Source organism: Alloacidobacterium dinghuense, assembly GCF_014274465.1.
Classification (GTDB): domain Bacteria; phylum Acidobacteriota; class Terriglobia; order Terriglobales; family Acidobacteriaceae; genus Alloacidobacterium; species Alloacidobacterium dinghuense.
Genome location: NZ_CP060394.1, coordinates 2338568 through 2361082, shown reverse-complemented (window position 1 = coordinate 2361082; position 22515 = coordinate 2338568). Strand labels below are relative to the sequence as shown.

Genomic DNA, 22515 nt, shown 5'->3' with positions numbered 1-22515 from the left:
ATGCGAGTTTTCGGCATTGACTGCGGAACCGAGTGCACCGGCTACGGCATCGTCGAGTGGAACGATGCCCAACGCGAGCCCCGTCTCGTCTCTCTCGGGTGCGGCGGCATCCGCCTTCCTAAGAAAGAGCCGCTGCCTTATCGCTTATCGCTGCTCTATGCGGAGTTGAGCGCACTGCTCGCCGCTCATCAGCCAGACGCTGTCGCCATCGAAGAAGTTTTTTACTCCGTCAACGCGAAATCCGCGCTCAAACTTGGCCAGGTGCGCGGAGTAGCCCTGTTGGCCGCGGCCAATGCAAATCTTTCTGTAGCCGAATACGCCCCTCTGACGATCAAATCAACCGTTGTTGGTTACGGCTTGGCGCAAAAGGAACAGGTGCAGTTCATGGTCACCCGTCTGTTGCAGTTGGACGAAACACCCGAACCGGCCGACGCAGCCGACGCGCTGGCAATCGCTATATGCCATGTGCACACGGCGCAAACACTCAATCTGCAAAGGGCTGGTCGCTAGGCGATGACGAGAGTTCTGTCGGGGTTGGTTTTTTTATGTTTTGCAGGATCGTTAGTGGCCGTGGCGCAGCAGCAGGCCACGACTGCGCACATTCGTTTCGTCTTTGAGAATCCCAAGCTGCAGCCGGGCAGCTACGTGCTCGACATCAACGAAGACGGCACCGGCCACTTCAAATCGGAGCCAGGGAGCGAAGCTTCACCCGATGCCGAGGGCATTGCGCCCCAGGGTGTGAATACTGACATCAAAATCGAAGAGCCTCTGCGCAACTCTCTCTTCAAAACCGCCCGCTCGCACAACCATTTTGATGTAGCTTGCGAGAGCACCAAATCGAAAGTGGCCTTCACGGGCAAAAAGGTTCTGCAATACAACGGCCCCGACGGTCAAGGCTCCTGTACCTTTAACTGGTCTCACGACCAGCAATTGATGAAAGTGGTCGACGACCTGATTGCTGTCGCCTTCACTCTGGAGGAAGGTCGCCGCCTCGCCGTCGAGCACGAGCATAATCGGCTTGGCCTCGATGCCGAACTGGCCGAGCTACAGGACGCCATGAAGGCAGGGCGCGCGCAGCAGATTCAGAACATCTCCCCGCAGTTGGAAGCCATTGCCGCCGACGAGAGCGTGATGCAGCGCGCCCGCCTCCGTGCTCGTCAATTACTTGCCGGCGACGTCAAGCCCAGCTGAAGAATTCCTGGAACTTTCTGATTTTCAGCCACGTCGAAGTTGAGTTACGGCAAGGTAAAGAATTGTAGAGACCTTACCGTCGCCGGAGTGTTTTAATAAGGCGGGGAAATGAAGGGCCCGGAAGGAGGTGTCGCATGCGGCACCCGGAGAATTCTCATCGCAGAGGATGGTTTTCAAGTCACCTTGTTTCTCAGTTGCTCCTCACCGCAGCATTAGCTTCCGTCGCTTATGCGCAGGAAACGAACAATGTGCGGTCTGTTCGCATCAGCCATGTGGAAGGCACGGTACAGATTCTCGATGACAATGGAGTCGTCTTCGATCAGGCACACGCGAATATGCCTGTCACCGAGCAGATGCACCTGAAAACCGGCGACGATGGACGCGCCGAGGTGCAGTTCGAGGACGGTAGCGTAGCCCGGATCACCCCCAACAGCGCCGTCAACTTCAATAAACTCGAGCGAACCAGTGAAGGCAGTACCATCACGCAGGTTGAGGCTACCGGTGGTCTCACCTACTACGAGTTCAACAATCGCGGTGGCACATATTCGGTCCGGGTCGGCCCCTATACGGTCTCAGCCACCAAGAGCAGCATCTTCCGGGTGGCGATGGATCAAAATCCCGCCCAGGTGGCCGTGATGCACGGATCGGTTCACATCGATACCGGAAATGATGGCGGTCTGGATGTGCAAACCAGCCAGACGGCCACACTCGACCGGAAGGATACCTCCAGCTACGATGTGGCCCAGAACATCACCGCGGACTCATGGGATCAGTGGAACTCGGATCGCGACCAGCAGTTAGCCCAAATGGGCGCTCGGGCAACGATGGCCCGCGCCATGGGTGGCAACCCGGATGAGCCTGCCTGGAGCGATCTCGATTACTACGGCAACTGGTACGACATGCCCGGATACGGCATGGGATGGATGCCGGCTGGCCTCGGCGGAGGTTTTGACCCGTTCGGCTCAGGCTATTGGGGATACTACCCCTCCTATGGCTATACCTGGATTTCGTCCTATCCGTGGGGCTGGCTGCCCTATCACTGCGGAGCCTGGAACTTCTTCAACAGTGCCGGCTGGATGTGGTTCCCCGGGAATTGCGGCTATGGAGCATTCGGAAACGGCTGGTACCCGGTAGCGACGGTGTGGAATTGCCCGCCAAATTATCTCCTTCCCAAACGTCCCATTACCCCCGTTCGTGGGCCGGTTCATATGCCGCCGCAACAAGCACTCGTAGCCGTCGGCCACAGTCCGGTTGAGGTTCATCCGCGCATCACGGAAGGCGGCAAGCCGATCGCGCCCCCGATTCGTTTTGAAGGCAAGACGCTTAGTCCGATGGAGGCCTCAGTCCAGCCGAAAGCGCCTGGGCCATTAGGTCAAAGCTTCAGCGTGGCATCGGGCTATGTTGCTCCTGTTCGCGGAGGTTCAGGCACGCTGCCCGGCGAAGGTGTCCGAGGCATGTATCCGAGCTCCGGAGCCATCCCATCTGGTGGCGCTCCGCGCAACACCGCGATGCCGATAGCCCCTCGAAGCACTGCTATGCCCGCATCTCCTCGAAGTGTAGCTGCGCCGCCCTCGTACCACACGGCTCCGAGCGCAGGAGGAGGCGGCTCGTCACACTACTCGGCTCCATCTTCATCTTCTTCATTTTCTTCGGGAGCTCACATGTCCGCTCCCGCGTCCTCCGGTGCTGCGTCGAGCGGCGCTTCTCACGCGCATTGAAATAGATCAAAATCAGGCTGCCACGTAACAAGTGGCAGCCTTTTCTATGCGTGACTCGAAGTCAAGCTCCGTGCAATGCCCGGTACAGCCTGGCCATCTCTTCCAGCGAAAGCGCTTCAGCGCGTGCCTGCAGTGAGATAGCTGCAACCTGTGCCGCCTGAGCAATGTTTGCAGACTCGAATCCAGCCACGCGCAGGTTATTCAGCAGGGTCTTGCGCTTCTGGGCAAAGCACTGTCGCAAGAAAGCAATAAATCCCTCTGCATCCACCGCCAGTTCAGCAAAGCGCGGAGCAAACGTAAGCCTCAGCACGCTCGAATGCACCTGAGGAGGCGGCGAGAACGCGCCCGGTGGCAGCGTCATCAGCTTTTCCACGTGCGCATAGAGTTGCGTAGTCGCCGAGAGCACCCCATAATCACGCGATCCTGGGGCCGCTGCCACGCGATCGGCAACCTCGCGTTGCATCATCACCACCGCTCGCAAAATCGCGTCGTGATAGCGGAACATGTGCAGCAGAATATCCGAGGTAATGTAGTAGGGAAGATTCCCCACCACGAACAGCTTTTCCTCGCCATCGCGAAATGAAGCCAGGTCGACAGTCAGAATGTCCTGCTCGACCACTTCGACATTGCTCTCCGCAAACCGATGCCTTAAACCGGCCGCCAATTCTCGATCCAGCTCGACGGCAATCAGCCTCTGCGCCTTCTGCGCTAGAAGCTCGGTAATCGCGGCCTTGCCCGGCCCGATCTCGACCACGGTCTTCTCGGAAATATCGCCCAGCGCCTCCACGATGCGCGTGCGGGCATTACGGTTGGCAAGAAAGTTTTGCCCTAATTTTGCTTTCTGCGGCATCTTATATAAGTTCTTAACTTGAGTAGGCTTACACTGTTCTGGGCAGCAATGAAAGCTCAACGATCTTCATCATCACACGAATAAGTCAATGGAGTGGTCGCTACATGCACATCGCCTTTGTCGCGCCAGAATGCGCGCCCTTTGTAAAAACCGGCGGACTCGCCGATGCCATCGAATCCCTTCCGAAAGAAATCGCCCGGCGCGGCCATCAGGTCACGGTCTATATCCCGTATTACCGCCAGGTGTCGAGTCATTTTCCTGAGAAGAAGGTCGTCATCTCCAGCATTACCATTCCATTCCAGTATTACAACCGCTTCGTCACAGTAATCGATGGCGGAAAGCACGACGGTGTCCAGTTCTACTTCATCGACAACCCCGAGCTCTTCGACCGCGAAACCCCTTACGGCACGCAAGCCGGCGAATACCTCGACAACTGGGAGCGCTTTGGACTCTTCTGCCGCGCCGTGCTCGAAGCCAGCAAGGATCTGGGCGTACCCGATATCTTCCACATGCACGACTGGCAGGCTTCGATGCTCTCCGTCTACCTGCGCACGGTCTACTATTTCGACCCCGCACTGCGCAACTCCGGCACCTTGCTCACCGTTCACAATGCCGGATATCAGGGTTGGTTCCCGCCGCAGACCACCGAACACCTGCTCCTGCCGTGGGATATCTTCACCATGGACCGCGTGGAGCAATACAACACCTTCAACTTCCTGAAGGGCGGCATCGTTTACTCCGACTCAATCACTACCGTCAGCCACAAATATGCGGAAGAGATTCAGACGCCGGAATTCGGCAACGGCCTCGACGGCGCATTCGCCAAGCGTGCCGCCGATCTGCACGGCATCCTGAACGGGGTTGACTACAACAAGTGGAACCCTGAGAACGATGGCAAAATCGCCGCCCACTATTCGCCCAAAGACCTCAGCGGCAAAGCCCAGTGCAGGCGCGACCTGCTTCACGCCTTCGGTGCATCCAATGTGAGAGACGACGCGGCAGTGCTTGGCATCGTCTCGCGCCTCGCGACTCAGAAGGGCTTCGACCTAACCGCACAGATCATCGAGCAGCTGAGCTTTGAAAATATCTTCCTCATTATCCTGGGCACGGGCGAGCCATATTACGAAAACCTCTTCCGCTCGCTCCATGAGCGCTTCCCGGATAAGCTCTCCGTGCGCATCACCTACGACGAAACGCTGGCTCACAAAATTCACGCCGGGTCCGACATCTACCTTATGCCGTCGCGTTATGAGCCCTGCGGCCTCAACCAGATCTACAGCCTCAAATACGGAAGCGTACCCGTCGTCCGCGCCACCGGCGGCCTCGACGACACCATAGAGGAATGGAACCCTGAAGCGAAGACCGGCACAGGGTTCAAATTCCATGGCTACTATGCCGACGATTATCTGCGAGCCGTGCAGCGTGCTCTCGCCGTCTTCGCCGACAAGGACGCATGGCAAACCCTGATGCGCAATGGCATGTTGCAGGATTACTCCTGGATCAAGCCAGGCGAAGCCTACGTCAAGGTGTACGAGGAAGTGGCGCGCAGAAGAAGTTAGCGCGCCTCGGCCGCATATCTGCGCCGGATTCCCAGAAACAGAGGAATGCCAGCCAGAATAATCGCCGTTCCCACCAGCGAGTTCTTCAGGTTCTCGGCGTAGGAGAAATAGAGCAGTACCGCTGAAGCGACAACGAACAGCGCCGGAAGCACTGGATATCCCCACACCCGGTAAGGCCTCGGCGCATCCGGCAATCGCTTCCGATACACAAAGATTGTCGTCGCCGTAATCATGTAGAAAAGCCATTCGGCAAAAATGGCCAGCTCAAAAAGCTGCTGGAAGCGCCCCACGACCAGCAGCAGCAGCGTACTGAGCAGAGCCTGCACAACCAGCGAAGTCGATGGGCTCTGAAATCGCGGATGAATATGCGCGATGCCATGAAAGAAAAGCCGGTCGCGTGCGGCGGCAAAAGGAACCCGCGCCCCCGACATAATTGTGCCGTTCAAAGTGACAAATATGCTCAGCCCCATCGCGGCCGAAACCAGAATCGCTCCCGCATGCCCCGACACGACCGCCATCGCCGCCACGGCGGGACGCGGTGACGAGGCAATCTGCGCCGCCGGCAGAATGTATTGGATCGCCGCATTCGTCGCCATGTAGAGTGCGCCGACAATGAACAGCCCGGCAATCAGCGCCAGCGGCAAACTGCGCTCCGGACGCTTCACCTCGCCTGCCACCATCGTCAGATCGTTCCAGCCATCGTAGGCCCAGAGCACGGCAATCATCGCCACCATAAAGCCGCCAAATCCGCCCTGCGCTCCCGTAAACGATGTCCTGAAGTTCGCCAGCGACCCGGTATGCGAGGTGAAACAGAAAACAGCGATCACAACAATGAGCACGCCCTTCAGCCACGTGAAGATGAGCTGAAAATCTCCTGCCTTTTTCATACCGAGATAGTTGAGCCCTGTAATCAGCCAAGTCGCAGCAATGGCAAAAAGCTGCGACCAGTAGAGGATCGTCGAGCCATGAAAGACCGGCTGCTCCAGCCATGCGAAGACGCCAAAGATCGCCAGCGTACGCGCCAGCCCGCTGGTCACGCTGGCGATCGAAGCAGGCTTGGCCACGGCAAACCACGTCCACATGTAGAGAAACGCCGGCATGTCGCCGTAGGCATTGCGAATGTAGACATACTCGCCGCCCGCATACGGCATCATCGCGCCCAGCTCCGCGTAGGTCATCGCGCCAAAGAGCGAGAGCAGGCCGCCTACAATCCACGCCAGATACACCAGGCCGGAATTCCCAACCGCGCCCATCATCTCATGCGGAACAAGAAAAATGCCGCTGCCGATGATCGTGCCTACAACGATGGCCGTCGCATGCGACGCGCCCAGAACGCGCGGTAGATCGTGAGTTTGTGTGGCTTGCTGCGTTGCTGGCAACGAACAGAACTCCTACAAAGGTGAGATAGCGTTCGGTAGGCGAGGGCTTTAGCCCTCGCCGAAAAAGTCATAGATGCGCCAGGGCTTTAGCCCCTGAGGTGTGCCAAACTCGCACGCCTCCTAGTGATAGAGCTTGAGTTCTTTCCAGTCTGCCTCATACGGCTTCTTTCTGCCACGGCATAAATAAATCGGCCTGCGCTCGTACGGCATGGAATACGGATTGTCCATTCGATCCGCAACCTCGCATGAAGCGTAGCGCTCCAGCATCTGCGGCATCGACGCATCGGAAATCACGATCATCTCCTGGCCCGTATAGCCGCGCGGCCCCCACATCCAATAGGTCTGGTGCGAGCTGATCGCCTCGGGCAATCCATACTGGCGCCCCAATACATCAATCGCGCCGGCCTCGCCATAGTTCTGCCCAAAGATGCCCGTCACAGCCCGCTCCTGCGGCGGAAGCGCGTTGTAGATGCGCCCGACCTTCTCCGCCAATTCCTGCCATCCAAAGCGGTCGGCATAGAACTGCGGCAGCAGCGGCTTGTCTTTCTCGACCTCCGAATCGTGCGATACATAGTGCAGCTTCTCCGCATAAGCGATCCACTGCTGGGGCGGAAGCACTGGGACAGAGAAGGGAAAAAAGAGAACCAGGCCGATCACCACAATGACCGCGTAAACGCTGATCAGCGCATTGCGCCATACGATATGCCGCGCCCACCGGAACCACGCCACCGCGCCCGCCGCAAAAAACACTGGATACGCCGGAGCAAGATAGTAGTCCTTCGCGTGCAGGGCCATCATCAGGGCGAGAAAAAGCATATAGAAGATGCCAAGAAAGCGAAGGTTCCGCTCCGCCTTTGTAAACAGCAGCCAGAGCACGCCCGTGCCCCACAACAGAACGCTGTGCGGCGTCAGCATGTTGATCTGCCCCCACAGAAACGGCAGCGGCGGCAGTTTCACATCTTTCCCCGTAGCCTGCACTCTTTGCAGCCACTCCAAAGTAGGGAAGTGGTAGTGCACCTGCCAGAGAAAATTCGGCAGTGCGACAACAACAATCAGCAGCACCGACACCGCAAACCAACGGTTCGCCAAGATGCGGCGCTGCGGCGTGAGGAGCAATGCCACCAGCATCGCAACCAGAAAGAAAACGACGGAATCCTTGTTTTCAAAAGCCAGCCCGGCGCTGACGCCGAGAACAATCCACCAGTTCCGAATCTCCGCGGATGACTCCGATTGCCCAATCCGGATGAGCGCCAACACGCAGAGCATCCACAAGACAGGATCGAACGAGTTCATCGATAAATAGCTGTCGATGCCGAGATACACGCCGCCGGCTATCACCGCAAGCATCGCCAGGGCTGCAGCCCTGCGTCCGCCGCCAATTGCCCAGACCAGAACGCCGGTAAGAAAGACTTTCGCCGCACCTGCAACTGCGGAAATCAGCCGCAGCGACCACATCGTCTGGTAGCCAAACAGCAATTCGCTCAAGCGTGCCTGCAGCGCGACCAGCGGCGGCTGGTCAACATAGCCGAACGCCGGATGCCGCCCGCAGACGAGGTAATACATCTCATCGCGAAAAATCCCATACCCCGCCCGCTGCGCCAGCACATTGCCAATGATCTGGATCAGCAGTTTGAGAGCAGCAAAGAGAAACGCAACCCAGAGAATGGAGCGCAGCCGCTCCTCGCGGCGCAGAGTCTGATGCGAAACACCGGAAGCGGCAGTTGTCATCGTGTCTGCCTTTTTACTACGGAACCCAAATGTGAAGTTCAAATATTCCCTGGCCTTCCGCTACAAATCTCCATGTTGTCATCCTGACCCTGAGCAAAGGCGGAAGAATCTCAACGATGCAGGACAAGCCCACGAAAACGTAGGGATTTTTGACGGTAGATAGACTGATATTGACAGACAGACTAAACAGACATATAAATACTTATCTATCCGTCTCTCTTAAGGAGGAGACATGGATTTACCGCTCGCAGACCAGGTCCGCGCGATGGCCTTGCTGAAATATGTGGGCCCCGCAAAAAAAGCCGGATCCGCCGAATTCTCGATCGCAGTCAAGGACCTGCTCAAAGACCTTCAAGCTCTCAACTTTCCGCTCAATTACACCCCGTTGGTGTGCAATTCCATCAAGACGAAGAGCTTTCAGCATGAGAACAATCTTGAGATAACACGCATCGAGGGGCCAAAATCGCAAACCGGAACGAGGGTGATCGTCCACTACCGAATCGTAGGAGCAGGCAATGCTGGCGGCAACGCCCCTCAGAATGAAAGCCCGAGCGACCGTGCCAGGAGACTGACGGAAGGGCTGCGTGGTCTGCTGAAGAAAGAATTAGCAGGCAAGGGCGGAGCCGAGGGCTTTATCCAGTGGGTGCGCTCAGAGGATGAGGATGCCGCGTGAGGCGCATTTGCTGGGATACTATGCTTTTCATTTACCTGCTTGAGGGAAATGCCGCGCATGTTTCGCGTGTGCGGCACATCCTGGAGCATTGTTATGAGCGAGGCGATGATCTCTGCTGCAGCTATCTGGCGCTTGCTGAAATCATCGCTGGAGCCGCTCTGTCTACCGATCCTAAGAAAGAGACCGTAATTCAGAATACGATTCGTGACATGGGTTTTCATTTTCTCGCTTTCGACCAAGGCGCCGTGCTTCCATTCAGCCGCCTGCGATCGAAGAACAAGTTGCGAGTAGCGGATTCCATTCACTTGGCGTGCGCGGCCTCTGCCAAGGTCGATCTCTTCCTGACCGGTGACAAACAACTGGTAAAGCTGCATGTTCCTGGTGTGCAGTTCATTGCCGATTTCAATACGCCGCTCATTTGACAAACAGTGCTGTCAAGCCCCCAAACTGCAAAATAATTCTCAAGCCAAAGAAAACAAGCCACATACAAACCGTCAAATTTGGCGTGTTATTTCGCGAAAACTGCTATTCTTGAAATAGGAAGAAAAAGCCCGCGATTGCGGGCTTTTCTATTTTGCATGACAAAGAGGACCCCCGCTAAGTTATTGAAAACACTAGAACCGCCCTAACCCCATTAGAATCATCGGCATAGAAGGGGATGATCCCCCGCTAAATCATTGAAAACAAATGAGCCTAATCCGATCGGAGAGGGGGAGGGGGATTCAGGCTGGCTGGTTCAGAATCGGAAAGTCCGCAGGGTGAAAGTGCGTGTAAATCTGCTCCGCCGTTTTGCGTGAAACAACCGCCGTCAACGACTGAAGATCTGCGCTCTGAACGCTGCGTAAACTGCCAAAATGTTCCAGCAAACGCGTCCTTGTTCGCGCTCCAACGCCAGGAATTTGCAGTAATTCGGAGTCGCGATCGCGCATTTCCCGCCGCTTCCGGTGATAGCTGACGGCAAAACGGTGCGACTCATCGCGAATCCGCTGCACCAGGTGCAGCACCGGCGAGCGCCGATCGAGCACAATCGGATCGTCTTCCTGCCCGTAGAGATAGATGATCTCCTCGCGCTTCGCAATCGAAGCCAGCGGCTGGCTGGTGAAGCCCAGATCTTCAAGAGCGGCGGCAGCAGCATGCAGTTGCCCCAGGCCGCCATCGATCAGGATCAGGCTGGGCATCGCCTTATTCTCTTCAGAGATGCGCTTGTATCGCCGGGTGACCACCTCGCGCATGGACGCGAAATCATCAACGCCTTCTACCGTCTTGATCTGGAACTTGCGATAGTCCGACTTTTTCATCGTGCCGTTTTCCCAGACGACGAGCGAAGCAACGGTCTCCGCACCCTGAATGTGCGAGATATCGAAGCACTCGATGCGCTTCGGCAACTCAGGCAGCACCATAATGTCCTGCAACGTTTCCTGAATTGCCTTTTGGCTTGGCTGCATCACACGGAAACGCTGGTCGAAGCTCTGCTTCGCATTCTGTCCGGCAAGATCGACGAGTGACCGCTTCTCCCCGCGCTGCGGAACGGCAAGTTCGATCCTGCGATCAGTCTGCTGGCTTAGAAGATCAGTCAGCGCGTCGCGGTCCGCGAAATCGACAGGCACATAAATGCTTCGCGGAACATACTGCTGATCGATGTAAAGCTGCTTCAGTAGAGCCGAGAAGAATGCGCCCGTTTCGAACGCAGCAGGCACATGTGATGGCGCGTCATCTTCCGCCTCCATCAACTCCGGCAATTCCTCCCAGAAGAATTCTCGCCGGTCCACGATCTTTCCGGCGCGCATGTGAAAGAGATTGACTGCGAGCATGCCACTCTCAAAGTGGTAACCGAATACATCAGCATCATCGTTCTCGGTTGACGCGATACGCTGCTTCTCCTGCAGATCGGAAACCGTGCGCAGCAGATCGCGATAGCGCGCAGCCAGTTCAAACTGCTCACTCGCAGCTGCTACCTGCATGCGCTCTTCGAGCGACTTCCCAAGCTCCGCGCTGCGGCTCTCGAGAAACATCTGGGTATCGCGCACCGCCTCGCGATACGCCTCTGGAGTCGTCAACCCTTCGACGCAAGGGCCCAAACAGCGCTTGATGTAGTACTGCAGACAAGGACGCGGATGATAGCGCGAGAGATCTACCTTGCAACTCGGAATCAGGAAGCTGCGATGGATCAGGTCGACGATGCGATGCGCCAGGTTCCCCGGAAAGTAAGGTCCGTAATAGACGCTGCCGTCCTTGCGCAGACGCCGCGTGACAAAGACTTTGGGATAGCGGTCTCCGAGCGTGAGTTTGACGTATGGATACGTCTTGTCATCGCGCAGCAGGATGTTGAAGCGCGGCTTGCGCTGCTTGATCAGGTTGTTCTCAAGCGCCAGCGCCTCGTGCTCGTTATCGACCAGGATGTAATCCAGATCGACAGCTTCGCGCATCAGCGTCCCGGTTTTGGCGTTGGCCTGCGAGGCCTCCATCAGGTACGAGCGCACGCGCGAGCGGAGGTTCTTGGCCTTGCCGACGTAGATCACTTCATCGTCGGCATTCTTGTACAGGTAGACGCCAGGCCTGGTAGGTAGCGTCCGAATTTTCTCCTGTAAATCCATTTTCTAGTGTCTGGTTCTAGTTTACCGATTCTTCGCCTATGGCTGCCGTCGCTGAGGCGACCTGATTTTCCTCAACAGCGTAAAAGCTACTCACTTTTCCTTTCATTGAAGGCAGCTTTGCTGTCAATGTGAAAGCCAGATAAATGGCTCAATTCAATGCATTTGGTGACCTACAAACAGTTTGGCAACGGGTTTGCACTCTACCTTCATCGTAAGAGGGGAATGGCGTGCCTTCCTGAGTCGTAGGAATGTGCCTATGCGGCCTTGGGACGCTAACAGAAATGGAGTGAACGATAATGACTCGTACTGTCAGAACATCTTTGCAAACAGTTTCGGCGCTTGGTGCGCTGTCGCTGCTCTTGGCAACCGGCTGCTCGACTAAGAATTACGTACGCAGCCAAACGACGCCTGTTATTGAGAAGACCAATGAACTGGACGACGCGACTGCAACCAACAATCGTAATTTGCACGATGTCGATCAGCGCGCGCAAGCAGGGATCACACAGGCGCAGAACAGCGCGAACCAGGCAAATCAGGCTGCACAGAATGCGGGAACCGCAGCCTCTCAGGCAAACCAGTCAGCACAGGAAGCAGTCAATCGCGCAGATTCTCTCGCCAGCGTAGTTGGCAATCTGGACAACTACAAACAGATCGCCGATGCGCAGGTTAATTTCGGCTTTGATAAGGCCGATCTTACCCGCGCCGAAAAACAGAAGCTGGACGATTTTGCCGCTCAGCTGAACTCTCAAAAGAGCTACATTCTCGCGATTACCGGCGGAACAGATTCCACCGGTGCAGCTGACTATAACTATGCCCTCAGCCAGCGCCGCGCAGAGGCTGTCGTTCAGTATCTGGCCTCAAAGTACAACGTACCGCCGCATCGTTTCTATCTAATCGGAATCGGCAAAGATCAGGCAGTAGCTTCGAACACTTCTGCGGCTGGCCGCGCGAAGAATCGCCGCGTCGAAATCCAAATGCTTACGAATATGAGTGGCCAGAGCGGTGCACAGACGACTGCTCAGGCATCCGGAACTGTCAAGCTTCCGCAGGAAGGACAGGTTAACACTCCGCAGTAGAGGGTTATGTGCAGATGGAAAAACCGCGGACGAGCGTCCGCGGTTTTTGCTTTTTAGAGAGCTAGCTGGCGCACATGCGCCGCGCGCACATCGTTGGCGGTGTAAAGAGCGAAGAAGGGAGCACCTTGCGCTGCAGCCTCGACCGCCGCGCGACCTTTCGCTTCTTCACGCTCCACGAGGCAGGCAACGGCGACCACCTTCATGCCTGACTCGCGCGCTGCCTCGATTGCCGCGATAGTAGACGCTCCGGTGGTGCAAACGTCGTCGACAATCAATACAGGCGCCCCCTTTTCAAGGAAGCCTTCAATCCGCCGTCCTGTTCCGTGCGTTTTTTCTGCTTTGCGGACGAGAAATCCGTGAATCAGCGGAGCGCCGTGGTGTTCCTGCGCATACCAGGCACTTGCCGTTGCCACATTCGAAACGATGGGATCGGCGCCTAGCGTAAGCCCGCCTACCGCAGCGGCTCTAATCTTCTGTTCGCGGAGCAATTCGAGAATTGCAAGCCCGGTTAACCGGCCGCCTTCTGCATGGAGAGTGGTGGTGCGGCAATCGATGTAGTAATCGCTGGTAGCGCCGGAAGACAGCGTGAATTCTCCCAGCTTGAACGATATGCGGGACAGGAGATGAAGCAGGGCATCGCGATAAGTTGTGGCCATAACGTTACTGCGATTTTAGCTGTTCAATCGTTCCAGATGTCTGAAGCCTTCGGTTTGCAGCAGCAGGCCAGCGAAGAGTGTGAAGTTATAGGCCGCGTGTACTACGGTGCTGGCCGCAACCGAATTGAGGCGCAGCCGAATCGTACATAACGCCACACTTACCAGCCCGATCAGCAACAGTGGAGCCCATGCATGAGAAACTTGCGTCGCATGTAGCAATGCAAACGGAATGGTAGTCAGCACCACCGACAAGGGAATTGTGACCCACGAGAGCGCGTCCGAGGACAGGATTTCGCGCTGGATCAGCCATCGAAATGCATGGATGAACCCAGGCAGCAGAAAGCCGCGAAACGCCATTTCTTCCAGCAAGGGAGCACATGTGATGCCAAATATCAGCATCATCCAGGCACCAAGTTGCGAGCCCATCATGTCCTGCATAATCGGCGGGTCTTTTGGCATGGGCAGGTAATTGCCCAGCAAGGTAATGCCGAATCCCAACCCGAGGCCCAACGCGAACAGCCAGAGAAAGCGTGTGCGCGCCACGTCCAGATTCCAGTGGATTCCTTGGACGAAGGGCCTCCGCCACAGAACCGGAAAAATGGCGACGGCGGCCAGCAGAGTCAGCAGGTAGGTGAGCGCCTGCGCGGGAATCGCAATCCGCGCATCGGAGGCCATGAGACTGAAAATGGCCTGGTAGCTCTTATCGCCGAACAAATGCGATTGCTTCACCAGAAACAAGCACAGAGCCTCACCGATGAAAAGCATCGGAATCGTCAGCACGAAGAAGAGAATTGCATGACTGAGGTAAGGCAGGTCTGACACCGGTGGCCGTGTCTCTACCGGATAGAAATATTCAGGGGCCTCAATCTGGGACGGAGTAGCATCTGTTTCCTGTGGCATCGGCGTCAGCGAAATAGGATCGAGTGTCATTGAATTGTGTCTTTCTTCGCTGTTTTGCGCCGTTTGGCAGCACCGCTGCCATTCGAATTCAGTTCGAGTACAACCGGATGCTCTGCGTAGTATCGCCGCAGGAACTCGCCTGTATGCGAGCCGCTTACCCGCGAGATCCGCTCGGGCGTTCCCTCGGCAACAATCTGTCCACCATCTTCGCCGCCTTCAGGTCCAAGGTCAATAATCCAGTCCGCATTGCGAATCACATCCAGATTGTGCTCGATGATCACAATGGTATTGCCGAGATCGGTGAGACGATGCAGCACCTCCAGCAGCTTGCGCACATCGTCAAAATGCAGGCCGGTGGTCGGTTCGTCGAGCAGGTAAAGCGTTCGCCCTGTTTGCCGTTTTGACAACTCCCGCGCCAGCTTTATCCGCTGCGCTTCGCCGCCGCTCAAAGTCGTGGCTGCCTGACCAAGATGTATGTAGCCAAGCCCCACATCGACCAGCGTCTGCAATTTCTGCCGTACCTGCGGAATGTCGGCCAGCACCGGCAGCGCATCCTCAATTGCAAGATCAAGCACATCGGCGATGGAATGGCCGTTGAATTTTACGGCCAGCGTTTCCTGATTGTAACGGCGTCCGTTACACACTTCGCATTGCACATAAACGTCGGGCAGGAAGTTCATCTCGATGCGGCGTTGACCTTCACCCTGACAGGCCTCGCAACGTCCGCCTGCGACATTAAAGGAGAACCGGCCAGCCTTGTATCCGCGCTCACGCGACTCCGGCAACATCGCATAAAGATCACGAATTCCAGAAAAGACGCCGGTGTACGTTGCCGGGTTTGAACGCGGCGTGCGCCCGATCGGAGACTGGTCGATCCGGATGACTTTGTCGATATTCTCAAAGCCCTTGATTCGGGCATGCTCACCGGGCTCTTCGCGTGATCCGTAAAGTTGTTTTGCCAGAGCGCGATAGAGGATGTCGTTCACCAGGGTGCTCTTGCCCGAGCCGGAAACCCCCGTCACCACCGTCATTACGCCCAAGGGGAACTTCGCTGTCACGTCACGCAGGTTATGACTGCGCGCGCCCTCTATAGTGATCCAATTGCCATTGACCGAGCGCGGTTCAAAGCGATGCAGAATCTTGACTTCACCAGCGAGATAACGTCCTGTCAACGAAGCAGGAGCGAGCATGATGTCCTGCGGTGTGCCTTCTGCAACGACGTGTCCGCCTAGCTTGCCGGCGCCGGGGCCAAGATCGAGCACATAATCCGCATGACGAATCGTGTCCTCGTCATGCTCGACAACGAGAATCGTATTGCCGAGATTTCGTAGTGATTCCAGAGCATTGATCAGACGCTGATTGTCGCGCTGATGCAGGCCGATCGAAGGCTCGTCCAGCACATAGAGCACGCCGCGCAGGCGCGACCCGATCTGCGTCGCCAGCCGGATGCGCTGTCCTTCGCCGCCGGAAAGCGTTGCGGCGCTGCGATTGAGCGAGAGATAGCCGAGCCCGACAGCGTTCAAAAACTCAAGCCGCTCAACCACCTCTCGGCGCAGCCGTTCAGCAATCAGTGCCTCACGTTGCGAAAACTCCAGGTTGCGTGCTGCGTCGACCGCCCGCTTGAGCGCCAGGGCGGTGAAATCCGCGATGGATAGCCCTCCAACTTTAACCGCCAGTGACTCCGGTCTGAGACGCCGTCCCTTGCAAACAGGGCATGTCGAAGCCGACATGTAGTTCAGCATCCATTCGCGATACGCGTCGGATTTTGATTCCTCCACGGCATCGCGTAAATAGGAAAGGATGCCGTGAAATCCAGTGCGAGGCGCCTCGCCCTTACCGGGACCATAAAGCAGAAGTTCCTGCTGCTTCTGTGGAAGCTGCTCAAAGGGCTTTTTCAAATCAATCTTGTACCGCTGTGCCGCAAGCTGAATCAGCTTGAGAAGATACTGCGAAGCTGAACCGGGTCCAAGCGCTCCGTCGAGTAACGGCTTTGACCAGTCTGTGATGACCTTTGCCGGATCGAAATCGTAAATGCTGCCCAGACCGTGGCATTCGGGACAAGCGCCGTAGGTACTGTTGAAAGAGAAGCTGCGCGGCTCAAGCTTCGGCACGTCAAGCCCGCAATCCGGGCACGCCATTGAGGATGAGTAGAGCTGTTCGCTTCCTCCCGACACACCGATCAGCACCAGCCCATTCGCCATCTGCAGAGCGCGGGCAACAGCCTCCTGCAGGCGCGTCTCAACCCCAGGTTTGAGAACAACGCGATCGATGACAGCTTCGATGGTATGGTTTTTGCGCTTTTCCAGACTGATCGATTCGGTCAGATCACGCAACTCGCCATCGATGCGCGCGCGAAAGCCCTGCTGATCCAACTCATCGAGCAAGTCTTTGAATTCGCCTTTGCGGCCACGAACCACGGGCGCGTAGATCGTTACGCGGTCTCCCGGAGCCAGTGACAGGATACGCTCGACAATTTGTTCGTGCGTCTGCCGCGAAATAGGCTGTCCGCAATTGGGACAGTGAGGAACCCCGACCGAAGCGTAGAGCAGTCGCATGTAGTCGTAGATTTCAGTGATCGTACCGACGGTGGACCGGGGGCTGCGGCTCGTCGTTTTCTGCTCGATAGAGATGGCCGGACTGAGTCCTTCGATCGAATCCACATCGGGACGCTCGATTTGATCTAAGAATTGTCGCGCGTATGCCGATAACGTCTCTACATAGCGGCGCTGGCCCTCGGCATAGATCGTGTCAAAAGCGAGCGAGGATTTACCGGAACCGGAAAGACCAGTGACGACCGTCAGGGTATTGCGGGGAATCTGAACGCTGATGTCGCGCAGATTGTGCTGGCGCGCACCGCGCACGGTAATGTGAGTAATCGACATGAAGGATGAATATTTAGAAAAACTTGCAGATGCGGAGAGCCTCCAGCCCTTGCAAATGCGCTATCGGCCGTTCAAAATTGGGACAAGAATCCTATAGGTATCTTAGTTGGCAACAGAAAACCAGGTCAATGTGTGGCTGTTTTCTGCGACAATCAGCATCGTAGTTAGAGGATACGCACGACTTTATGAGCGTGTATCGGGCGAACCGCAGCAACAAAGAAGCGGTTGCCAGGAAAGAAATAAGGAATGCAGGACGCAATCAATCTGGTCATGTTAATTTGCGCGGCGGTTGCTGCGCTCGCTTTCGGAGTGTTGGCGGCTTACGGAATTTGCCGCGTGGCATTCGCAGCTCTGAAGATGCACGCGCGCTCGTATGCGCTTAAAGCCCCTCAGACCAAGCCTGAAGTCGCCCACCCGTAATCCGAGCCTACTAGGGAACCAGACTAAAGAAGTGAAAAGGCCGCTTGCTGAAGCGGCCTTTCCTATTGCGGGTTCGCCTGCTGCTGTTGAAACTGTTGTTGCTGCTGGCGCATTTGCTGCAATTCCTGCAACATCTGCTGCGGCGTCCTTACTGGAGCTTGCTGGCCAGGGGCGCCGGGCTGTTGTTGGTCGGGCGACTGGTTTCCATCAGGCGGATACGCGGCCTCAGGCCGAGGCGGTATTGGGGCATCCTGTTGCTCTGGCGTTGACTCATCCTCATCGTCGTTGCTGGTGTTCGTGTTTTCCGTCCGAACTCTTGGTGCTTGAGCGTTGCCGGGGGCGCTACTGCCAGACGTCCTGGGAGTGAGCATCAACTCTCTGGGAGCGCCATTGTCGAGCGATCCCACCATCATTACGTTGTAGCCGAGTCCATCCAGAAGCGCGCTCAAAACTTCGCGCGGTGCAGCCGGTCCATAGCTACCGAAAATCCGCTGATCCCGTGAAATGCCATCCACGGACATGCCCGTCTGCGCGGAAATGTTGTGGAGGATCTCCGATAGTTCTGAGTTGTCCGCTTTCACCGAAAGTTTTCCGGCATCCATGCCCACCTGGGCGGGCTTAGCAGGCTGCTCTAACAGGGAAGAAGCAGCTATGGGTGTAGGGGGAGGGGCTACAGCCTGCTGAGACGCGGTTGCGGGCGTATCCGCAGGCGGCTGATGTCGATGCCGAGGCGTATTTTGCCCTTCAGCAAAGGTTGCCACCAGAACTGCAAAAAGAACGAAGCTGACTTGTGCACTGAACCGCATCTGAAACCTTATCGCTTGTATGCTGGAAGTTCCTGCGAACACACTTCCATATACTAGACTAGCAGTGGTTTAGATTCGCTCATCAAGAAAATTGTTCGTTGCGATCTTATGAATCTTCGGCGCTTGTCCCTCATTCTTATTTTATTACCTGGCGGAATGGCCAGCGCTGTCACCTGCACAACTCAATCGCAGATGACCGAAACCCAGCGGACAACATACATACAGGCAGTGCAGTCTCTGGCTTCCGAAATTCAGTCTGGAAATGTGTCTGCCGTCAAAGCCAACACGATCGCGAGCGTTGCAGCGCAATTTGATTCTATCGCCGGTACGATCCAATCTGTTGCACCACTCATTCAGGGAAGTGTCCTAACCATCGAATCCATTTACAGTCTGCAGGCCACCGACCTCAAATCACCTCTGGACACCCAGTTTTTCTGCAGCGTTCCCGGATCGCAACTGCTCATTAATATCTCCATTCCCCAGCTTCCTCCCGGCGACTACGCGTTTACGGTTGTACATGCGACCGGCGGAAAGCAGCCTCAACAGATGGCAATGATTTTGCAGAATGATCCAACCGGCAGTGCGCAGTGGAAGCTTGCTGGAGTCTTCGTCCGCCCGCTTACGTCTGGAGGACACGACGGTGTCTGGTATTGGACGCAGGCGCGTGCCTACGCGAGCAAAAAACAGCAGTGGAATGCGTTTTTCTATTATCAGAATGCGGCTTACCTCCTCAGTCCAGTGGACTTCATTTCGAGTCCTAATCTCGAAAAACTACAAAAAGAAATGAGCGCGGTGCGTCCGGATGGACTGCCTGACCAGGAACCGATGAAAATAGAGTCCAATGGACAGATTTTCGAGATTACAAATGTGCACACCGATGGATCGCTTGGCGGACTCGACCTTGTCGTGAACTATAAGGCGAGCGATGTTTCTGATCCCGTCGCTACACGCAGCCGCAATGTTGCTGTCATGAAGGCGCTGTTGACGCAGCATCCTGAGTTGCGGGAAGCATTCCACGGTCTCTGGGTATACGCCAATGCAGAAAACCAGAGACCTTTTGCGATTGAATTGCCGATGAATCAGATTCAGTAGTCCAGGTGCTGGCTGCCACGCGACATTAGAAAGAAAGCGGTTCACTACAGATGGCAAATGTGATGGAGAAGACGCTGTCTCAGGCGATTGCGCAGCGACGCGCCACGCCCAGCTTTGACGGTTTCCCTCTGCCGGAAAAAGATCTTAAAAGGATACTGGAAGCTGGGCTGCAGGCTCCGAGTGGTTACAACATGCAGCCGTGGCGCTTCCTCGTCGTACGGTCCGAGGAACAAAAGCGGCGTCTGCGGGCGGCCAGTTTTAATCAGGCCAAAGTTGAGGAGGCATCTGCCGTGATCGTCGCCTGCGGTGACGCAGACGGCTGGCGGAACGGCGACCTGGAGGAGATGCTGCGCCTCGGGCGTGAAGGTGGTATGCCGGAAAACTATTCGGAAATGGCGAAGATCAACATTCCCAATTATCTTTCGAATCATCCGAATTTTCCGATGTGGCTCAACCGGCACGTGATGATCGCTTTCACAACCATGATGCTTATGGCCGAAGTTCTCGGCTACGATACAGCGCCAATGGAGGGTTTCGAGCAGGAAAGAGTGAGCGAGGTTCTAAAATTGCCCCTCAGCTATCATGTGGTTGCCTTGCTGGCGATCGGTCGCCTGAAAGGCAGCGACAAGTTCTACGGCGGACGCTTCAACATGGCTCGTACCGTGTTTGCAGAAGAGTACGGCAAGCCAATCAAGCTCTAATCTTTTCCTGATGCGGCGCGAATATCCAGAGGCTCCGATCGTTGGTGTTGGAGCCATCATTATCCACGAAAATCAGGTGCTGCTCATTCAGCGTGGACAGGAGCCGCTCAAGGGCGAATGGTCACTTCCGGGAGGCGCGCTCGAATTGGGTGAGACGTTGGAACAGGGAATTCGACGCGAAGTCCTCGAAGAAACAGCTCTCGAAATTGAACCATTGCAGATCGTTGAGGTTTTCGATCGCATTGTTCGCGACGAATCAGGCGGGGTGCGATTCCATTATGTTCTCGTGGATTTCCTCTGCCGTATAACGTGCGGAACGCTGTGCTGCGCTACGGATGCCGCAGCGGCACATTGGCTGCATCGCGAGGAGTTGAACGCTCACAGCAAGTATCGCGTTGCACCTTTCACCGCTGCTGTCATCGAAAAAGCGTTTCGGCTGTAATTTAGAATCCTCAAAGAAAAACCGGAATAAAAGCGCGAAATAAGCTCTAGTCCTGCGCAATCTGCTACCGATAAAAGCGGAGACGGCAATGCCGCCGAAGGCAGGACTGAATGAAGCGTGTTCTGGTTGTGGATAGTGATCCCCGAGTTTGTGAGGCAATTCACAAAGAACTCTCAGTGATGTCTCACGCAGTCTATTTCGCGTTTGACGCCGTCCAGGCCATTTCACAGGCACACAAGTGCAAACCTGATCTGGTTATTGTCGATTTAAGCCTCCCCGCGGGCAACGGGCTCTCTGTGGTGGAACGTTTGCGCGCGATGACGCCCTTTGTGCGAACTCCAATCATCGTGATCGCCGAACGGGGTGCGCGGCTTCAGGCCGGCCGTGTTTTGGATGCCGGTGCCAACGCCTTCCTGTCAAAACCACTCGGTCGTCAGCGGTTGCTGGAACAGGTCGCAAATCTTCTGCCGAGGGAAAAGCCGCAGGACGCATGGATGGATACAATGCAGCTGCTGACTAAATAGGCCTAAACGTCGCCCTTCCAGATGTATGCGCCTGACTGTGGCAACCCTACGTGAGCCAGCACACGCGCTGCAAACTGCTTTGCCATCTCGGTCGAATCGGTTGGATGGTTATAGAACGCAGGGATCATCGGAAAGATGGTGGCTCCAGCATCTGCTGCCAATGTCATATTGCGCAGATGGATCTTGTTGAAGGGTGTCTCGCGAACGCAAAGCACTAACGAACGGCGCTCTTTCAGGCAGACATCAGCGGACCTTTCGATGAGAGTTTGCGCGAGACCATTGGCAATCGCGGCCAGCGTTCCCATACTGCAGGGCATTACGATCATCCCGTTCGATGGATAGCTTCCACTTGCAATCGCTGCGCCGATATCAGATTCCGCATGCTGGTGAATCTTTCCGGATGGGTGCCCGAGCAATTTTTCGATCAGATTATTGCGCCCACTGAATCGTAACTCCTCTGCCAGGACCCGTAGCGCGCCATCCGACGCAATGAAGTGTACATGTGAAACTCTCGGGTCCACATGCAGCGCCTGCAACAGATGCTGGCCAAAAACCGCCCCGCTGGCTCCTGTCATGGCTACAGTCAGATTCAATGGCTCGCGCGTCATTCTGCTCCAGTCAAATCATGAAAGCTACAGACAGCACGGAACGATTAAATCATCTTTGCGACTTCACTGCGCACTCGCCGGCCTGGGCTTGCTCCACATCTTGCGAATGAACTTTGCCAACCAGTGCACAGTAATCACGGCAACGAGAAGAAAGATGCATGCAATGCTTGCGGCAATCAGCGGGTGCTTGGTGGCCAGCCACGTTACCCCTACCGCCATTACATCCTCACTTGTGCTCAGGGCAATATTTGAGATGGGTTCGGGACTGGGCGTGACAGCGGCCCTCATCGCTGTCTTTGAGCCATGCGCAACCAAAGCGATGCCGGCGCCTGCTACGGCAGCAAGAACCTGCATCTCAGGCGAGAGCTGGGCGCTCGTGTGATAGGCGAGCAATGCGGCGACAGGAATGCGGATAAACGTATGCAGCCCGTTCCAGATCATGTCGAATGCGGGAATCTTGTCGGCCACAAATTCAATCGCGAACATGAATCCGCTCACGCCGATCACCCACCAATGCGTTAACATGTCCAGCCCCGCCGGCAGTTCGACCCAGTGAGCGCGGGCCAACAGCCCCAGCGTGAGCAGCGTGGCATATACGTTCAACCCCGCGGCAAAACTTGAGGCGATGATCAAAGCGGCAATCGTGGTTGGCGTGAATGCGTCCATGGACGCCTCCTAATGCCGAATTACCCTGGCCGAGTTCGAAGCTCAGGCCG

22 protein-coding genes are annotated in these 22515 nt (G+C 56.1%); 12 read left to right on the top strand and 10 right to left on the bottom strand.

The genetic code is table 11. The features are described 5' to 3' along the window. The 3 genes from ruvC (at position 1) to H7849_RS09550 (ending at position 2909) form a co-directional block, all read left to right on the top strand. On the top strand, positions 1-510 hold the full coding sequence (gene ruvC, locus H7849_RS09560) for a crossover junction endodeoxyribonuclease RuvC (protein WP_186746021.1): 510 nt from the start codon (positions 1-3) through the stop codon (positions 508-510). A 54-nt stretch (positions 511-564) separates the two neighbouring features. Beyond that, the gene (locus H7849_RS09555; RefSeq protein WP_186746019.1) at positions 565-1191 is read left to right on the top strand and encodes a hypothetical protein; all 627 of its coding nucleotides are present in this window, start codon (positions 565-567) and stop codon (positions 1189-1191) included. Positions 1192-1325: 134 nt separating this feature from the next. Next, positions 1326-2909, top strand: coding sequence for a FecR family protein (locus tag H7849_RS09550; protein WP_186746017.1), 1584 nt, complete (start codon positions 1326-1328; stop codon positions 2907-2909). Positions 2910-2970: 61 nt separating this feature from the next. Here H7849_RS09550 and rsmA read toward each other — a convergent pair whose 3' ends face one another. Next, a complete protein-coding gene (rsmA, locus tag H7849_RS09545) occupies positions 2971-3759 on the bottom strand; it encodes a 16S rRNA (adenine(1518)-N(6)/adenine(1519)-N(6))-dimethyltransferase RsmA (RefSeq protein ID WP_186746015.1) in 789 nt (262 codons plus the stop codon). Positions 3760-3863: 104 nt separating this feature from the next. Here rsmA and glgA point away from each other — a divergent pair, with 104 nt between their 5' ends. Beyond that, positions 3864-5318 (top strand): glycogen synthase GlgA, encoded by a 1455-nt coding sequence (gene glgA / locus H7849_RS09540; RefSeq protein WP_186746014.1) that lies wholly within the window; start codon positions 3864-3866, stop codon positions 5316-5318. On the opposite strand, the gene H7849_RS09535 is transcribed toward glgA, so the two are convergent. After that, positions 5315-6697: an APC family permease gene (locus H7849_RS09535; protein ID WP_186746012.1), complete on the bottom strand. Its 1383-nt coding sequence runs from the start codon at positions 6695-6697 to the stop codon at positions 5315-5317. The two genes, glgA and H7849_RS09535, sit on opposite strands and share 4 nt — an antisense overlap. Positions 6698-6817: 120 nt before the next feature. Further along, positions 6818-8425: an ArnT family glycosyltransferase gene (locus H7849_RS09530; protein WP_186746011.1), complete on the bottom strand. Its 1608-nt coding sequence runs from the start codon at positions 8423-8425 to the stop codon at positions 6818-6820. 232 nt (positions 8426-8657) lie between these two features. Between H7849_RS09530 and H7849_RS09525 the strand changes: the two genes are divergently transcribed. Then, entirely contained in the window at positions 8658-9098 is a 441-nt protein-coding gene (locus H7849_RS09525) for a hypothetical protein (protein WP_186746009.1), read from the top strand. Next, the gene (locus H7849_RS09520; protein ID WP_186746007.1) at positions 9095-9520 is read left to right on the top strand and encodes a type II toxin-antitoxin system VapC family toxin; all 426 of its coding nucleotides are present in this window, start codon (positions 9095-9097) and stop codon (positions 9518-9520) included. Before H7849_RS09525 ends, H7849_RS09520 begins: the two co-directional genes overlap by 4 nt. Positions 9521-9820: 300 nt before the next feature. Here H7849_RS09520 and uvrC read toward each other — a convergent pair whose 3' ends face one another. Then, complete coding sequence (uvrC, locus tag H7849_RS09515; protein ID WP_186746005.1) at positions 9821-11692, bottom strand: excinuclease ABC subunit UvrC; 1872 nt, start codon at positions 11690-11692, stop codon at positions 9821-9823. Between the two features lie 296 nt (positions 11693-11988). Between uvrC and H7849_RS09510 the strand changes: the two genes are divergently transcribed. Continuing rightward, positions 11989-12768, top strand: a complete 780-nt coding sequence (locus H7849_RS09510) for an OmpA family protein (protein ID WP_186746003.1) — start codon at positions 11989-11991, stop codon at positions 12766-12768. Between the two features lie 53 nt (positions 12769-12821). Here H7849_RS09510 and pyrE read toward each other — a convergent pair whose 3' ends face one another. From pyrE to uvrA, 3 genes are read right to left on the bottom strand one after another with little or no spacing between them, the layout of a single operon-like run. Beyond that, positions 12822-13424 (bottom strand): orotate phosphoribosyltransferase, encoded by a 603-nt coding sequence (gene pyrE, locus H7849_RS09505; RefSeq protein WP_186746002.1) that lies wholly within the window; start codon positions 13422-13424, stop codon positions 12822-12824. Positions 13425-13439: 15 nt separating this feature from the next. Further along, on the bottom strand, positions 13440-14354 hold the full coding sequence (locus H7849_RS09500; RefSeq protein ID WP_186746000.1) for a CPBP family intramembrane glutamic endopeptidase: 915 nt from the start codon (positions 14352-14354) through the stop codon (positions 13440-13442). Continuing rightward, the gene (gene uvrA / locus H7849_RS09495; protein WP_186745998.1) at positions 14351-17206 is read right to left on the bottom strand and encodes an excinuclease ABC subunit UvrA; all 2856 of its coding nucleotides are present in this window, start codon (positions 17204-17206) and stop codon (positions 14351-14353) included. The genes H7849_RS09500 and uvrA overlap by 4 nt, the downstream gene beginning before the upstream one ends. 246 nt (positions 17207-17452) lie before the next feature. Here uvrA and H7849_RS09490 point away from each other — a divergent pair, with 246 nt between their 5' ends. Next, the gene (locus H7849_RS09490) at positions 17453-17626 is read left to right on the top strand and encodes a hypothetical protein (RefSeq protein WP_186747939.1); all 174 of its coding nucleotides are present in this window, start codon (positions 17453-17455) and stop codon (positions 17624-17626) included. A 62-nt stretch (positions 17627-17688) separates the two neighbouring features. On the opposite strand, the gene H7849_RS09485 is transcribed toward H7849_RS09490, so the two are convergent. Then, positions 17689-18432 carry a hypothetical protein gene (locus tag H7849_RS09485; RefSeq protein ID WP_186745996.1) on the bottom strand — a complete coding sequence of 248 codons (744 nt, stop codon included), beginning with the start codon at positions 18430-18432 and terminating at the stop codon, positions 17689-17691. Between the two features lie 156 nt (positions 18433-18588). Here H7849_RS09485 and H7849_RS09480 point away from each other — a divergent pair, with 156 nt between their 5' ends. The 4 genes from H7849_RS09480 to H7849_RS09465 all read left to right on the top strand — a co-directional run bounded on the left by H7849_RS09480 (position 18589) and on the right by H7849_RS09465 (position 21191). After that, positions 18589-19524, top strand: a complete 936-nt coding sequence (locus tag H7849_RS09480; RefSeq protein ID WP_186745995.1) for a hypothetical protein — start codon at positions 18589-18591, stop codon at positions 19522-19524. A gap of 50 nt (positions 19525-19574) precedes the next feature. Continuing rightward, a complete protein-coding gene (locus H7849_RS09475; protein ID WP_186745993.1) occupies positions 19575-20225 on the top strand; it encodes a nitroreductase family protein in 651 nt (216 codons plus the stop codon). 10 nt (positions 20226-20235) lie between these two features. After that, positions 20236-20667 (top strand): NUDIX hydrolase, encoded by a 432-nt coding sequence (locus tag H7849_RS09470; RefSeq protein WP_186745991.1) that lies wholly within the window; start codon positions 20236-20238, stop codon positions 20665-20667. 110 nt (positions 20668-20777) lie between these two features. Beyond that, positions 20778-21191 (top strand): response regulator transcription factor, encoded by a 414-nt coding sequence (locus tag H7849_RS09465; protein ID WP_186745989.1) that lies wholly within the window; start codon positions 20778-20780, stop codon positions 21189-21191. A gap of 2 nt (positions 21192-21193) precedes the next feature. Here H7849_RS09465 and H7849_RS09460 read toward each other — a convergent pair whose 3' ends face one another. Both H7849_RS09460 and H7849_RS09455 read right to left on the bottom strand, forming a co-directional pair. Continuing rightward, positions 21194-21799, bottom strand: coding sequence for a UbiX family flavin prenyltransferase (locus H7849_RS09460; protein WP_186745987.1), 606 nt, complete (start codon positions 21797-21799; stop codon positions 21194-21196). A 63-nt stretch (positions 21800-21862) separates the two neighbouring features. Continuing rightward, a complete protein-coding gene (locus tag H7849_RS09455) occupies positions 21863-22465 on the bottom strand; it encodes a DUF4126 domain-containing protein (protein ID WP_186745985.1) in 603 nt (200 codons plus the stop codon). Positions 22466-22515: the final 50 nt, after the last annotated feature.

Bases quoted from the DNA above. Each gene is read 5' to 3' on its own strand.
- uvrA (WP_186745998.1), bottom strand. From the start codon at position 17,206: ATGTCGATTACTCACATTACCGTGCGCGGTGCGCGCCAGCACAATCTG.
- H7849_RS09550 (WP_186746017.1), top strand. From the start codon at position 1,326: ATGCGGCACCCGGAGAATTCTCATCGCAGAGGATGGTTTTCAAGTCAC.
- H7849_RS09475 (WP_186745993.1), top strand. From the start codon at position 19,575: ATGGCAAATGTGATGGAGAAGACGCTGTCTCAGGCGATTGCGCAGCGA.
- H7849_RS09465 (WP_186745989.1), top strand. From the start codon at position 20,778: ATGAAGCGTGTTCTGGTTGTGGATAGTGATCCCCGAGTTTGTGAGGCA.
- H7849_RS09510 (WP_186746003.1), top strand. From the start codon at position 11,989: ATGACTCGTACTGTCAGAACATCTTTGCAAACAGTTTCGGCGCTTGGT.
- H7849_RS09500 (WP_186746000.1), bottom strand. From the start codon at position 14,354: ATGACACTCGATCCTATTTCGCTGACGCCGATGCCACAGGAAACAGAT.
- H7849_RS09525 (WP_186746009.1), top strand. From the start codon at position 8,658: ATGGATTTACCGCTCGCAGACCAGGTCCGCGCGATGGCCTTGCTGAAA.
- glgA (WP_186746014.1), top strand. From the start codon at position 3,864: ATGCACATCGCCTTTGTCGCGCCAGAATGCGCGCCCTTTGTAAAAACC.
- ruvC (WP_186746021.1), top strand. From the start codon at position 1: ATGCGAGTTTTCGGCATTGACTGCGGAACCGAGTGCACCGGCTACGGC.
- H7849_RS09485 (WP_186745996.1), bottom strand. From the start codon at position 18,432: ATGCGGTTCAGTGCACAAGTCAGCTTCGTTCTTTTTGCAGTTCTGGTG.
- H7849_RS09455 (WP_186745985.1), bottom strand. From the start codon at position 22,465: ATGGACGCATTCACGCCAACCACGATTGCCGCTTTGATCATCGCCTCA.
- H7849_RS09470 (WP_186745991.1), top strand. From the start codon at position 20,236: ATGCGGCGCGAATATCCAGAGGCTCCGATCGTTGGTGTTGGAGCCATC.
- H7849_RS09490 (WP_186747939.1), top strand. From the start codon at position 17,453: ATGCAGGACGCAATCAATCTGGTCATGTTAATTTGCGCGGCGGTTGCT.
- rsmA (WP_186746015.1), bottom strand. From the start codon at position 3,759: ATGCCGCAGAAAGCAAAATTAGGGCAAAACTTTCTTGCCAACCGTAAT.
- H7849_RS09530 (WP_186746011.1), bottom strand. From the start codon at position 8,425: ATGACAACTGCCGCTTCCGGTGTTTCGCATCAGACTCTGCGCCGCGAG.
- uvrC (WP_186746005.1), bottom strand. From the start codon at position 11,692: ATGGATTTACAGGAGAAAATTCGGACGCTACCTACCAGGCCTGGCGTC.
- H7849_RS09460 (WP_186745987.1), bottom strand. From the start codon at position 21,799: ATGACGCGCGAGCCATTGAATCTGACTGTAGCCATGACAGGAGCCAGC.
- H7849_RS09480 (WP_186745995.1), top strand. From the start codon at position 18,589: ATGGCCAGCGCTGTCACCTGCACAACTCAATCGCAGATGACCGAAACC.
- pyrE (WP_186746002.1), bottom strand. From the start codon at position 13,424: ATGGCCACAACTTATCGCGATGCCCTGCTTCATCTCCTGTCCCGCATA.